Source organism: Sulfurovum sp. (genome assembly GCF_041562805.1).
In the GTDB taxonomy this organism is placed as follows: Bacteria; Campylobacterota; Campylobacteria; order Campylobacterales; family Sulfurovaceae; genus Sulfurovum.
The window spans coordinates 1-13,028 of the sequence record NZ_JBFFOH010000013.1 but is presented as its reverse complement, the minus strand read 5'-3'; the positions used below and the strand labels follow the sequence as shown (position 1 = coordinate 13,028).

The window sequence follows — 13,028 nt, the reverse complement described above, 5'->3', positions numbered from 1 at the left end:
ACTGAGAAACAAGCAATGTTGTAAATCACTCTAGGGTCTTTAGAGGTGCTAATTCAGATAGTGTGAATATAGCTAAAGGGTTTTGACCCAAAATTTTATTTTAGTGAAAGGAAAGAATATGTCTCCAAGTTGCCCGATATCTACAAGAAGAGTTGATTCCAATATGGTGAGAATCATTTCTTTCCAAGTAGCGCTTTTTGCTATGATATTTCTTGTTTCTCAAGAGAGTTTTTTCGCGTTAGTGTTAGTATTTGACTTTTTTATGAGAGCAATACGCCAGTCAACCTTCAGTCCATTTCAAATTGTTGGAACATTTGTACTTAAGGGATGGGGTATCGCACCTAAACTCTGTGATGAATCACCTAAAAGATTTGCACTGTATATGGGACTGGTCACTTCGTTGTTTATCGTCATCTTTTATGTAGCAGGATTTACAACAGTTGCTACAGTATTAGCCGTTATTTTATTAATTTGTGCATTACTTGAGACATTATTCGATTTTTGTATAGGATGTAAGATATACTATGCAATACAAATCGGAAAAGGTCTTTTAGCAAATGATAGGAATATCAAGTAAAACAATTTATGCTATCGCGGCACTTCAAGAGTTGGGTTCTATACCAAATGATGAAGTGCTTAAGATAAAAGAGATAGCAGCAAATGCATCCATCCCCCAGAACTTTCTAGAGCAGATACTTTTAGAGCTTAAAAAACAAGGTATATTGACAAGTATAAAAGGTGCTTATGGCGGTTATAAACTCGCTAAAGACCTTAAAGATATCACACTGAAAGATATCGTATTGATACTTGAATCAGATATATTTTCTGATGCTTGTAAAACAGATAATGCAGCATTAAAACTCTTTTGGGAAGATTTAAAACAGAATGTTTCAAGTATTTTTGAAATCCCTCTTTCTGAACTGAAAAACTATCAACTCAAAGCTGATCAAACACTCAATTATTCAATATAGGAACAGATCATGAACAATACGACTGATTTTAATTACTTCAATACTTTACTTGTCCAAAGTGTAGGCTCAAGAGTAGGGCCCATAGCACCTACTATTACACCGTCTGCTGCTTATGGTTATGAAAATGCCGAAGAAGCAGAAGGTATCTTCTCTGCAGAAGTCAATAAACCACTCTATGCAAGAGTAGGGAATCCAACAAATGCTAAACTCGAATCTATCGTAGCGAAGATGGAGGGTGGATTTGGTGCCATTGCTACTTCTTCAGGTATGGGTGCGATCTCTATGGTATGTAGCGCTTTTTTATCTGCAGGAGATGAGATACTTTGTATCGGTGGATTTTTTGGTGGTACCTATTCACTGGTGAATGAAACTTTAGTACGTTTTGGTGTGACAAATACTTTTTGTACTGTAGATGACTTTGAACACATTGAATCCACACTTAAACGTGGTATTAAAATGGTTATTTTTGAGTCTGTAGGTAATCCAAGCCTTACACTTCCTGATATACAGCGTATCATAGACCTTTGTAATGAGTATGAAACACTGGTAATGATAGACAATACGGCAACACCACTGTTGGTGAGACCACTGGAAATGGGTGCAGATATCTCTGTGCACTCTTCAACTAAAAATATGTCTGGACATTCAGCAGCCCTAGGGGGCATAGCAGTTTTTAGAGCTGTAAAAGAAGAGGGCGACAAACTTCTAAATGATAAGTATGCAGATGTACACAAAATAGTAAAAAAGATGGGTAAAAAAGCATTTATACCTATTTGTAAAAAACGTGCCATTCGTGATTTTGGTATGACTGCAAATGCGTTTGGATCATTTATGACGATGGTAGGACTGGAAACATTGTCACTCAGAGTAGAAAGAGTGAATAAAAGTGTTGAAACAGTAGCAGCCCTACTTGATGAAAGATTACCAGAAGGAGTGAGTGTCAATCACCCTTCATTGCCTTCAAGTCCTGATCATGCACGATACATGTCAGACTTCGCACAAGGTTGTGGTCCACTCTTGAGCATTGATTGTGGTACAAAAGAGAGAGCATTTGCTTTTCTTAACGAACTGAACCTTGTTATTCAAACAGCAAATATAGGAGATAATAGAACCCTTGCACTTCATATGACAAGTACTATCTACAGTGACTTCGATGCTGAAGCTCGTGAATTTCTAGGTGTACATGAAGGTCTCATCCGTGTTTCTATAGGATTAGAAGACCCTAACTCTATCGCTGAGGACTTTTTACAAGCTGCATTTACAGTATAAGTAGTTTGTGTGTTACGTTTTTTCATACTTATATCTTTCTTGTTGGTTCCTCTTGAAGCCAATAGTAAGAAAGATGGATTGGCATACCTCAATACTATTAGAGTACATGCCGGACTTATCGAACTTAAAACCAATAAAGCTTTAGAAAAAGCGGCTACTTCTCACGCCAAATATCTCATACAAAACCAGACGAATGGACATTATCAGAAAAAAGGAAAATCTTCATTCACCGGTACTACACCTTCTAAAAGAGTTATAAAGTCAGGGTATTCTTCTAACTATGTGATGGAGAATCTTTCTATCAATACAGTAGGATATGTAAAATCAATAGACAACCTTTTTTCTGCAATTTACCACCGTCTTGTTTTTCTGAATTTAGATAAGGATGAGATAGGTTTTTCTGGATCTTCAATAGAGAAAAAAAGAAAAATAAAACGTGCTTATGTCTATGATCTGGGCTCATCTTATATTTCTAAACTATGTAAACAATCATTTAGTATGGCAAGTGGTGTCTATTATATGAAAAATATTTGTAAACAAAATGAGAAGGTTATACCTAAGTCACTTTTTGAAGAAAAAAAAGATGAAATCCGGCGTAAAAATAGAGATATCATACTCTATCCATACGCTGAACAAAACAACATATGGCCAGCTTTTTATAATGAATCTCCAGACCCTCTGCCTGGTTATAAAGTGAGTGGTTTCCCTATTTCTGTACAGTTGAACCCTGCCTATTATAAAAATGTAAAGTTAAGATCTTTTCTTTTATATGATGCAAATGGAAAAGAGATCAAAGAGACTAAGATACTTCAACAGAAAAATGATCATAACCATCTTTTGACAGAAATGGAGTTTGTACTCATGCCATTGAAAAGGCTGGAGTTTAATACAAAATACACTGCTGTATTTGAAGCTGTTGCTGATGGGAACAAGGTACGAAAACGTTGGTCATTTAGAACATCAAAGCCTGGAAAAAAGATCTATAGGATTACTAAGAATAAGACAAAATTGACTGTACCCGTAGGTTCAACAGCAGTATTGTATATAGTGCCAAATTCAAAAAAAGACATCATGCAGAGTTACAGGTCAAGAGGAGGGATCAAAGTCTCTTTCCTTGATCAAAATACGTTAAAGGTCACTTTCCCAAAGAAACGCTCTTCGGGAAGGGTAAGTTTGGATATTGGTAAGAAAAAAGTTTTCTTTGATCTGCAGTAATTAGAAAGAAGCTTTTAATCCATAAAAGTAGCTTTGTAACTGCATCATACCTTTAGTTGCAAACTGCTCCATAAAGCTCTCCAGCTTATCTTTTTCTTTCCAGACAGGATCTTTGATCTTTGCGAGTTTTTCAACTTCTGCTTTAGCTTGACTTTTGACCCCAACACGGTCTATAAGTCCTGCATCTTTTGCTCTTTTGGCTGAAAAAATATGTGCATCTGCATAATTTTTTGAATCATTAATGTCTAAAGCTCTTGCTTCTGCAACATCTTTGACGAACAGTTCATAGGTATCTTTGGTAAGTGTTTCCAATTCTGCCCGTTCTTCTGGTGTCCATTTTCTGGTTGGTGTACCGGCTTCTTTGTAGGTACCTTGTTTCACTATCTGTGTTTCGATACCAATGGTTTTCATAAGCTCTTCTATATTGGCGCTTTCCATAATGACACCAATAGACCCCACGATAGAACCAGGGTTTACAATAATAGTATTTGCATAGATAGATGCATAGTAACTCCCACTTGCCATAATTCCAGAAGCATATGCGACAACAGGTTTATGCTCTTTCAATGCTTTGATAGCATAGGCTATTTCGATAGAAGGGGGAACTGCACCACCTGGTGAATTCACGTTGAGCAGTACACCTTTTATCTTAGGGTCTTTTTGTATATCTTCTATCTCTTTGAGTATGGCATCCGCATTCATGATCGGCCCTACAAGTTGTATCTCTTGTAGGTTTGCAGGCCTTAGTTCAGTCGTTGAAGTGGGCATAAGGACAACAAAAGCAATGAGTAAAAAAAGCATTCCTAAAAAGTGTTGACCTATCCATTTGATCGCTTTTCCTATAGTACTAAACATATTTTTCTCCTTCTATATAAACTTCCGAAGCTTCTTTGGTATGTAAAATAGTCCAGAGGGCTAACTCTTCCGTTCTTTTCGGTTCTTCTGGCAGTGTGACGACTGTAAAATCTGCAAGTTTATCTACTTCAATTTTACCACAGTTTAAACCTAAGATATCTGCGGCATCTCCAGTCACTGCACGTAGTAGTTTTTCGGATAGTTCCTGGATGGGCATATCATTGTGCAGCATGATCGCAGCTCTAAGTTCATCAAATATATTGAGTGAATCATTGGAGCTTAGACCATCTGTAGCGACCGTGAAAGGAAGAGGCAGATCTTCAATGGCAAGTCTCCCACATCCTAAGTATCGATTGGAACGTGGACAATGGGCAACAGAGTGTCCTTTTTGGGCCAAATAGTTTAACTCTTCTTCTGTTGCCTGTACACAGTGCGTGAAGTGTGTAGGATAAGTGTCAAAAGCATGCATAAATTCTTCGATATTCGTAACCGTTTGTGAACTGTTAAAGTATTTGAGAAAGAATGCTTTGAGTGTACCTGAACTTGATTCTAGCCATTCTCTTTCTGCTTGAGATTCTAAAAAATGCGCACTGAGGGGCATATTGTGTTTTTTGGCTACATTTACTGCTTTTTGTAAAATTATAGGATGCACAGAATAGGGAGAATGTATCGCTACAGCAGGTATGATACGAGAACTCTCTTCACATGACTGTGATGCTCTGACACGCTCTTGAAAGTCACCATAGAGCATATCTGCATACATGGCATTTGAACCTATGAGTTCATTGAAAAAAACGACACGCTGAGGGGTTTTTTCACAGATCTCAAGTTCATTACCAAAACTTGAGATAGCCCCAAATGTTGTGATACCCGAGCGCATCATCTTTGTACATTCATCTAGCATCATTTCGTTGTTACATGCACCTATAAGTTCATCACGGTGTTCTATGACAGAGTCAAGCCAAGGTTTAAAAGAGCCATAGGCTAAAGATGTTTTATTTGCTGAAAATTCCAAATGTACATGGGTGTTTATGAAGCCAGGGTAGAGTATGGAATTTGGCTCTGTTTGGATGACTTTTGCATCTGGATACTTTTTGGTTAATCCGTCAAGAGAATCTATGTCCTGGATCAGATCTGTAAAAGCAACGGCAAGATTTTTTTTAAAACCTGTCGGTGTGTAGATATAGTCGGCTACTATTATGTTCATCGTACCTATCCTTAAAACAATTTAGATAGAATAATACCCAAATAATATAAACAAGGTAGAAAATGAAAATAGTAGTTATCCAGGGTCCAAACCTCAATATGCTTGGAATTAGAGAACAAAATGTTTATGGTCCGATGAAGTTAGAAGATATCCATTCACAAATGAAAGCATTTGCTGACCAAAATAAAACAGAGATCGAATTTTTTCAAAGTAACTTAGAGGGTGAGATCGTAGACCGTATCCAAGAGTGTATTGGTGATGCGGATGGTATCATTATTAACCCTGCTGCTTATACGCATACATCTATCGCTATCCGTGATGCTATTGCTGCAGTGCAGATACCTACACTTGAAGTACATCTCTCAAACATTTACCAAAGAGAAGAGTTTAGACACAAATCATTTATAGCACCTGTATGTGCAGGTCAAATTACAGGTATGGGACCATTTGGTTACCACTTGGCTATGGTTGGTATGACACAGATACTTACAGAAGTGGCAGCTATGAAAGAACACCAGGCAAAAATGCAAGCACAGCAAAAATAATTCTATACTTCTCCTCTCCTCCGAGAGGAGGGCGATACCCCATTTTTAAAACTAAATCAAAGGTCAGCGATGAACTACATGCTCAAAGATGAAAATGCTATCTATTATGAATGTGGATACAGTTGTGATAATGCACTCTATCTTTCACTGGGAAGTGAAGCATTTTTTATCACAGACAGTCGTTATACGATCGATGCAACTGAGAATGTAAAAGGTGCAAAAGTTGTTATCAATGGTGATCTTTATGCTGAAGCAGTCTCTTTACTCCAAAAGTCCAGAGTCAAAAAAGTGATCTTTGATCCAAAAGAGTGGAGTGTAGACGGTTTTGATCGTGTGAGTTCTACATCCAAGGTAATATTTGACCCACAGGTCGATTTTTCGCATAAAAAGCGTATCATTAAAAGTGATGAAGAGTTAAAGATCATAGCTAAAGCAGCAAAACTTGGTGCAAAAGCTTTTAAAGCACTGGCTAAAGAGTTTCGTAAAAATGGTTTTGGGGAAGACGAATACACATTAACCTACAGGGCTAAGGGTGTTTTAGGTGACTTCGGTAAGTATGACCTGAGTTTTGATCCTATAGTGGCTATCAATGCAAATGCTGCAAAACCTCATGCTATGCCTACATCGACAAAATTGGCTAAAAATGATCTGCTTTTGGTAGATGCCGGTTTGAAATATAAACGTTATTGTTCCGACCGTACATGTACGGTACAGGCAGATAAATATTTTATGTTCGATACAAACCAAAGTTTTAAATCTAAAAAAATACAAAAAGCCTATGATACGGTACTTAAAGCACATGATAATGCCATTGCCAAAGCACGTTCAGGAATGAAAGCGAAAACAGTGGATGCCCTTACACGTGATATTGTTACTAAAGCTGGTTTTGGTGAGTATTATGTACACTCAACCGGACATGGTGTAGGGTTGGATATTCATGAAATGCCTTATATCTCTACGAAGTCAGATACAATTATTGAAGATGGGATGGTGTACACGATAGAACCGGGGATATACATTCCTGGTGAGTTTGGTATTCGTATAGAAGATATGGTAGCGATGGTAGACGGTAAAGCTGTTCTCCTGTAGGTTATGCTATGATAAGAAAAAAGATAGATGCAAAAAATACTTTAATTAAGACAAAAGATTTTCCTTCTATTTTATTAAGTAAAAGTGGTCATAGAGTGTTACTTGGGATAGGTGGGAATATTGGTGATGTAGTACGTCGCTTTGAACATCTTTTCCACTATTTTAAAAGATCTTCCTTCCTACATGTCATAGAGACAGCACCCATAGTGAAGAATCCTCCTTTTGGATACACAGAGCAGGGAGACTTTTATAACTCTTTACTGCTGATAGAAACGTTTCTAAGCCCTACGGCGTTGTTGCGTTACATATTACGCGTAGAAAAGGTTTTTGGGCGTAAACGTCTTTTTAAAGACGGCCCTAGAACGTTAGATATAGATATAATATTTTATGAAAATGTGAAAATGGAAACAAAAGAACTGACACTTCCTCATCCTGGTTGGAGAGAGCGAGAGTCTGTATTGATCCCATTATCAATGATGAAAGGCAATATACAATGGTCAATGAAACATTTGTAGCTTCTGATCCCAAAAGTGCATATGCACAAGCTGTGGAGAAGTATGGAGAGAATGTTGAACTTATTTCAGCAAAACAGATCAAATATGAAGATGGTAAATTACGTTGTGAAGTAGTGATTGCTGTACCAAAAGATCTTTTTATGGAAAAGTCTTTTGGTAAAATTTCTACGGAACATAGTGATCCTGAAAAAGAAGAAGCTGAAGCACTGTTGGCAGAATTGGGTGAATTAAAAAAACAATTGTCCTCGATGAGAGAGGAGATGTTAGATTCAGAAGATGAAAGTGTCATGCAAAAGGTGAAAACACTTTTCATGAAAAAAGGCATTGCAAAGCCTTGGTTGGATGATGTCTTAATGTCATTAATGGGAAGCAATATTCTTGATGATGCCACACTTTTGGTTTCCTATCTACTTGAAGAGATAGATGAAAACTTGGAAATATATAAAGAGACATTGGATGAACCTAAGATAATAATGCTCGTAGGTCCGACAGGTGTAGGTAAAACAACGACTATAGCTAAACTGGCTGCACGTTATGCCTACTTGATGGACAGACCATACAAAGTAGCCCTTTTAAACCTTGACAGTTATAAGGTGGGAGCTTTTGAACAACTTGCACACTATGCCGATATCATGCAACTTGAACATATTACTGTAGACAGTGTAGAAGATTTTACTACAGGATTAGAAGCTTTGGAGGACTATGATATCATACTGGTAGATACAGCAGGTATGTCTCCTTATGATACGCAAAAATTCATTAAAACTGTTGAGTTTGTTCAAACAGACATACCAAGAAAGATAGAAGTGAATCTTGTCTTCTCTGCTACGGTAAAATATGAAGATATGGATGATCTTTATAAGAACTTCTCATTCTTGGATCCAGCCTCAGTTATCATCAGTAAATTTGACGAGACGAAGCATTTTGGAACGTTGTTGAATTTTATGTTATTATACAAATTACCTATGAGTTATTTCTCAGTGGGACAAGAAGTACCTGATGATCTTATGGTTGCTTCAAAAGAGTATCTCTTAGAGCAGTTTATCGGGGATTTGGATGAAGAGTGAAACTCAGGCACTTCACTTAGCTAGAATAATGCAAAAACATACGTGTTATCCTTCGTATGATCTAGCATTTTCACCGATGATGGTTCGTAGTAAGAGTCTTAAAAAGTTAAGTGTAGATGATGTGCTTCTTATAGGTTTGGATACCTTGGAATTAGTACTGATAGATGGGGATACAATTTGTGCCAATGTACTATTTAAACAGACAGGAAATACACATGGTACAGAAATTGTATCTTTAGAAGAAGATACTGTAAAACAGCCTGATAGTAAAAAATATAAAACTCTAAATGTCTCTTTTAATAGAGTACAAAGTAAAGTGTTGGAATTAGGGTCTACGATAGATATAACACATATAGATCTAGAAAAAGTAAGTCTTAAAGTAGAAGGTAAAATAATCGCAGAAGGCTCTTTGGTTAATGTTGATGAAGAGATAGCGATACAAATAAAGAAAGTGAATTGATATGAAGAAGAAAGTACTAGTTGGTATGAGTGGAGGAGTAGACTCTACAGTGACATCAATACTCTTGCAAAAAGAGGGATATGAAGTTGAGGGTGTCTATATGAAACTTCATCAGAAGCCGGGCTATCATGAAGAAAATTTTACGAAAGCACAAAGAGTAGGTGAGTATTTAGGGGTAAAGGTTCATTTTCTTGATTTGAGTGAAGAGTTTAATGATAATGTCTATAATTATTTTGTAGAGAGTTATAAAGAAGGGCTTACGCCTAATCCTTGTGTCATGTGTAACCGTACTATCAAGTTTGGAAAGATGGTTGAGTTTGCAGATAGTATAGGTGCAGATCATGTCGCTACAGGTCATTATATTAGATGTGACGGTGAGTTCATCTATACCGCGGAAGACCCAAATAAAGACCAGAGTTATTTTCTCTGTGAAGTAAAGAAAGAAGTACTTCCTAGATTGCTCTTTCCTTTGGGTACATGGATTAAAGATGATGTCAAAGCATATGCAGCCAATATAGAAGTGCTTAAAGATTTTGCCACACAAAGAGAGAGCTCTGAGATATGTTTTGTGGAAAATACATATGATGAAGTATTGGCCAAACATATGGACATTGATATGCCTGGTGAAACTGTAGATACTGAAGGAAATGTAGTTGGTACTCATAAAGGATATATGCATTACACTATAGGGAAACGTAGAGGTTTCTTTGTCAATGGTGCACATGACCCACATTTTGTTATTGATATCAAACCTGAAACAAATCAGATCGTGGTAGGAACAAAAGAAAAACTCGAAGAGAATGAATTTGAAGTGAAACAGATCAATCTTTTTAAAGAGTTAACAGAGTTTGATTGTATGGTAAAAGTACGTTACCGTACACAAGCTGTACCTTGTCATGTCGTGATCAATGATGGCAGAGCAAAAGTCGTATTGCAGGAATCAGTATTTGGATTGGCAAAAGGACAGATAGCAGCATTTTATGAAGATGACAAGTTAATTGGCGGCGGAGTGATCTGTTAAATAGGAAATGAAACAGTTAAGTTAAAAGCTGTTTCTTAAACCTTCTTACATGCATCAAAACTTTTCTAAAAATGCCTACAGAGGCGCTCTATACTTTCATTTAAAGTTTTTGGATATAATGCTTTAATTTAATATTATCAGGATGCTTCATGCAACAATTTGACAGACAAAATTCGGCTTCATGTACTTCACACTCTTTTGCAATACTACTTGTACCTTTTCTCTTTTTAGTAGGATTGGTGCTTGCTTATGTTGGTATATTTCCTATCAATGTAGAGGCACATACTTTTGGAATAGTTGCATTTATATTTGTAGTATTTGTGTTTTTTGTAAAACATAATGCAAATTATGCGGTGTGTCATATGAAAGGTTCTTTTTTCGTTATGGAAGAGGACTTACAGTCAGCATTACGTGAAAATGCATTGACCATTATGGGTAAAACAAAATCTACACTGCACATTAAAGACTTTATGACCGAATATTATCAGGATATTCGTAATGACAATTTCGCTCGAGTGGCACCTTCTGTCTTTCCTATGCTGGGTATTTTGGGTACATTTATCGCTATTGCATTGTCTATGCCTGATTTTACAGTGAAAGATCTTAGTTCACTTGATCGTGAAATCTCTATACTTCTTTCAGGTATAGGTACGGCATTCTATGCTTCTATCTACGGTATTATGCTTTCACTTATCTGGACATACTTTGAAAAAAGAGGTATTGCAAAAGTAGATAAGCAGATCTTTGATCTGGAAAAACTGTATGGTCAGCGTGTTTGGAAGACATCTGAACTCATTAAACATCAACACATGCAAAGTGAACTGAAAGACCAACAGATCGTTCAGACACTCAAAGAGACATTTAATATGGACTTTATTAAAGAACTCAATGATCAGTATCTTAAAAACTTTACAACAATCATACATGACACAACGAACAGTTTTACAAAGTTGACTGTACATATGCAGGAAGCCTCTTCTGAGCTACGTGACACACTTGAGAATATACAGAATAGACAGAAGAGTGTAGATGCGGTTGAAATTATGGAGAAAAACATTCAAGGATTTAATGAAAATGCCCAAAACCTTCAAAAAACAATGGAACATTTTGATAGTTCAGTAGAGCATACTTTTGAGAAGATAGATGAAGAGCTGGGTCAAGCAGTAGAAAAACTTGCTAGCTTTGCACATATTATCTCTGAACAAAATGAACAGATACTTGAAAACACGGCAACATTAAAACAGCAAGAAAAGTAAGAATATGTTTAGAAAAGACAATACGAACGCAGAAAGTAATTTCTGGATCTCTTATGCAGATTTGATGGCAGGATTACTTTTTGTTTTTATTTTACTTATTGGTGCTATTGTATCAAAGTCTGTTATTCTAAAATCTGACCTGCACAACAAAGAAGATAGGCTAACCAATTTATCTGAGACACTTAAAGCAAAAGAAAAGAGGTTAGGTGAGTTGAGTGACAGTTTGGCAGAAAGTAAAGCACTTGTGAGTGTAAAGGACAGTCATCTTACTGAAAATGAAAAACTATTGGCAGAGAAAGAGAGATTACTTAAACTCAAAAATGCACGTATTACTGAAGATAAAAAGAAATTGATCGAGAAAGATAAACTACTTACACTTAACAATTCACGTATCGCGGAAGATGAGATAAAATTAACTGAAGCAGAGAAAGAGATTCAGCTTAAAAATGCACGTATTGCAAAAGATCAAATGATCTTGGCTGAAAATGAAAGAATGTTCAAGCTTAAAGTCTCTGAGATCGAAAAGCTTAATAAAATGTTACTTGAATCAAATGCCAAACAAGACCTCCTTAGCAATAAAATAGTGTTAGTTCAAGACTTACTTGATAAAAATAAAGATGCTTTGGAGAAAAGTAAAAAAGATATAGAGAAAAATCAAAAAAGTTTAAAAGATTATGAAGGGAAAGTACTTATACTTTCTAATCAGTTGACTGATGCAAAAGACACAGTAAAAATAAAAGATGAAAAACTCTTAACCCTTTTGAATGCAATTGATGAAAAGAAAACAAAGTATGATGAACTGGTAGCAAACCTTCAGGCACAAAAAGCGAAGATAAAATCTTTGACGGGTATCAAGCTTCAGGTTGTGGCTGCACTTAAAGCAGCATTGGGTGACAAGATCGATATTGATAAAAAGACCGGATCACTTAGACTGGCCTCGAATATCCTATTTGGAAGTGGAGATTCAGCATTGAAGCCTGAGGCCAAAGTAGAGCTTGAAAAAGCATTTGAAGACTATATAGGTACATTGGTTACTAATCCGGAAATAAAACCACATCTTGATAAAATTATCATTGAAGGACATACAGACAGCGTAGGTTCATACATTTATAACTTGAATCTTTCGCAAAAACGTGCACTTGCTGTTATGGAATATCTACTTACTTTAGACTTCACTAAAGAACATAATATTCAGCCGCTTATGACAGCTTCTGGTAGAGCATACCAAGATGCTATTATCATAGATGGTGTAGAAGATAAAAATGCATCAAGACGTATTGAGATCAAATTTAGACTTAAAAATGAAGATGCTATGAATGAGATAGAAAAGGTTTTAGATGCGCAATGATTTCAAACCTGTGCATCTTCAAAAGGCAAATTCAAAATTAGATAGTCATGTATTGTTATCAGAGCGATATAAAAAATATGATGATGCCTATAAAGATGGAAATGGTAAAAACTCTTTATGGAAAAGGTTTTTAGTATTATTTAAAACCAATCCTTTTGAGTTACCTGAAGAGCTCTATAAAAATAAATAACTTTGAGTCGTTCATTTATT

15 protein-coding genes are annotated in these 13,028 nt (G+C 36.2%); 13 read left to right on the top strand and 2 right to left on the bottom strand.

Annotated elements, in window-relative coordinates:
• Positions 1-118: 118 nt before the first annotated feature.
• From ABYK33_RS03230 to ABYK33_RS03215, 4 genes are read left to right on the top strand one after another with little or no spacing between them, the layout of a single operon-like run.
• On the top strand, positions 119-577 hold the full coding sequence (locus ABYK33_RS03230) for a DUF4395 domain-containing protein (protein WP_373031500.1): 459 nt from the start codon (positions 119-121) through the stop codon (positions 575-577).
• Positions 558-971: an Rrf2 family transcriptional regulator gene (locus tag ABYK33_RS03225; RefSeq protein WP_373031498.1), complete on the top strand. Its 414-nt coding sequence runs from the start codon at positions 558-560 to the stop codon at positions 969-971. The genes ABYK33_RS03230 and ABYK33_RS03225 overlap by 20 nt, the downstream gene beginning before the upstream one ends.
• A gap of 9 nt (positions 972-980) precedes the next feature.
• Positions 981-2,240, top strand: a complete 1,260-nt coding sequence (locus ABYK33_RS03220; protein WP_373031497.1) for a PLP-dependent aspartate aminotransferase family protein — start codon at positions 981-983, stop codon at positions 2,238-2,240.
• A gap of 9 nt (positions 2,241-2,249) precedes the next feature.
• Positions 2,250-3,455 (top strand): CAP domain-containing protein, encoded by a 1,206-nt coding sequence (locus ABYK33_RS03215; RefSeq protein WP_373031496.1) that lies wholly within the window; start codon positions 2,250-2,252, stop codon positions 3,453-3,455.
• Here the strand turns inward: ABYK33_RS03215 and sppA are convergent, their stop codons facing one another.
• Together sppA and ABYK33_RS03205 are read right to left on the bottom strand one after the other, a co-directional pair.
• Positions 3,456-4,310 (bottom strand): signal peptide peptidase SppA, encoded by an 855-nt coding sequence (gene sppA / locus ABYK33_RS03210; protein WP_373031495.1) that lies wholly within the window; start codon positions 4,308-4,310, stop codon positions 3,456-3,458. It abuts the gene before it with no gap.
• Entirely contained in the window at positions 4,303-5,517 is a 1,215-nt protein-coding gene (locus ABYK33_RS03205; RefSeq protein WP_373031494.1) for a metal-dependent hydrolase, read from the bottom strand. Before ABYK33_RS03205 ends, sppA begins: the two co-directional genes overlap by 8 nt.
• A 62-nt stretch (positions 5,518-5,579) precedes the next feature.
• Here ABYK33_RS03205 and aroQ point away from each other — a divergent pair, with 62 nt between their 5' ends.
• The 9 genes from aroQ to ABYK33_RS03160 all read left to right on the top strand — a co-directional run bounded on the left by aroQ (position 5,580) and on the right by ABYK33_RS03160 (position 13,008).
• The gene (gene aroQ / locus ABYK33_RS03200) at positions 5,580-6,062 is read left to right on the top strand and encodes a type II 3-dehydroquinate dehydratase (protein ID WP_373031493.1); all 483 of its coding nucleotides are present in this window, start codon (positions 5,580-5,582) and stop codon (positions 6,060-6,062) included.
• A gap of 69 nt (positions 6,063-6,131) precedes the next feature.
• Complete coding sequence (locus tag ABYK33_RS03195) at positions 6,132-7,151, top strand: M24 family metallopeptidase (protein ID WP_373031492.1); 1,020 nt, start codon at positions 6,132-6,134, stop codon at positions 7,149-7,151.
• An 8-nt stretch (positions 7,152-7,159) separates the two neighbouring features.
• A complete protein-coding gene (folK, locus tag ABYK33_RS03190; RefSeq protein ID WP_373031491.1) occupies positions 7,160-7,666 on the top strand; it encodes a 2-amino-4-hydroxy-6-hydroxymethyldihydropteridine diphosphokinase in 507 nt (168 codons plus the stop codon).
• The gene (locus ABYK33_RS03185) at positions 7,645-8,733 is read left to right on the top strand and encodes a flagellar biosynthesis protein FlhF (RefSeq protein WP_373031490.1); all 1,089 of its coding nucleotides are present in this window, start codon (positions 7,645-7,647) and stop codon (positions 8,731-8,733) included. The genes folK and ABYK33_RS03185 overlap by 22 nt, the downstream gene beginning before the upstream one ends.
• Entirely contained in the window at positions 8,723-9,193 is a 471-nt protein-coding gene (locus tag ABYK33_RS03180) for a FliM/FliN family flagellar motor switch protein (protein ID WP_373031488.1), read from the top strand. Before ABYK33_RS03185 ends, ABYK33_RS03180 begins: the two co-directional genes overlap by 11 nt.
• 1 nt (position 9,194) lies before the next feature.
• Complete coding sequence (gene mnmA / locus ABYK33_RS03175; protein ID WP_373031487.1) at positions 9,195-10,214, top strand: tRNA 2-thiouridine(34) synthase MnmA; 1,020 nt, start codon at positions 9,195-9,197, stop codon at positions 10,212-10,214.
• A gap of 149 nt (positions 10,215-10,363) precedes the next feature.
• Positions 10,364-11,470, top strand: a complete 1,107-nt coding sequence (locus ABYK33_RS03170; RefSeq protein WP_373031486.1) for a MotA/TolQ/ExbB proton channel family protein — start codon at positions 10,364-10,366, stop codon at positions 11,468-11,470.
• A 4-nt stretch (positions 11,471-11,474) separates the two neighbouring features.
• Complete coding sequence (locus tag ABYK33_RS03165; protein ID WP_373031485.1) at positions 11,475-12,818, top strand: OmpA family protein; 1,344 nt, start codon at positions 11,475-11,477, stop codon at positions 12,816-12,818.
• The gene (locus tag ABYK33_RS03160) at positions 12,808-13,008 is read left to right on the top strand and encodes a hypothetical protein (protein ID WP_373031484.1); all 201 of its coding nucleotides are present in this window, start codon (positions 12,808-12,810) and stop codon (positions 13,006-13,008) included. Before ABYK33_RS03165 ends, ABYK33_RS03160 begins: the two co-directional genes overlap by 11 nt.
• The last annotated feature ends 20 nt before the right edge of the window (positions 13,009-13,028 follow it).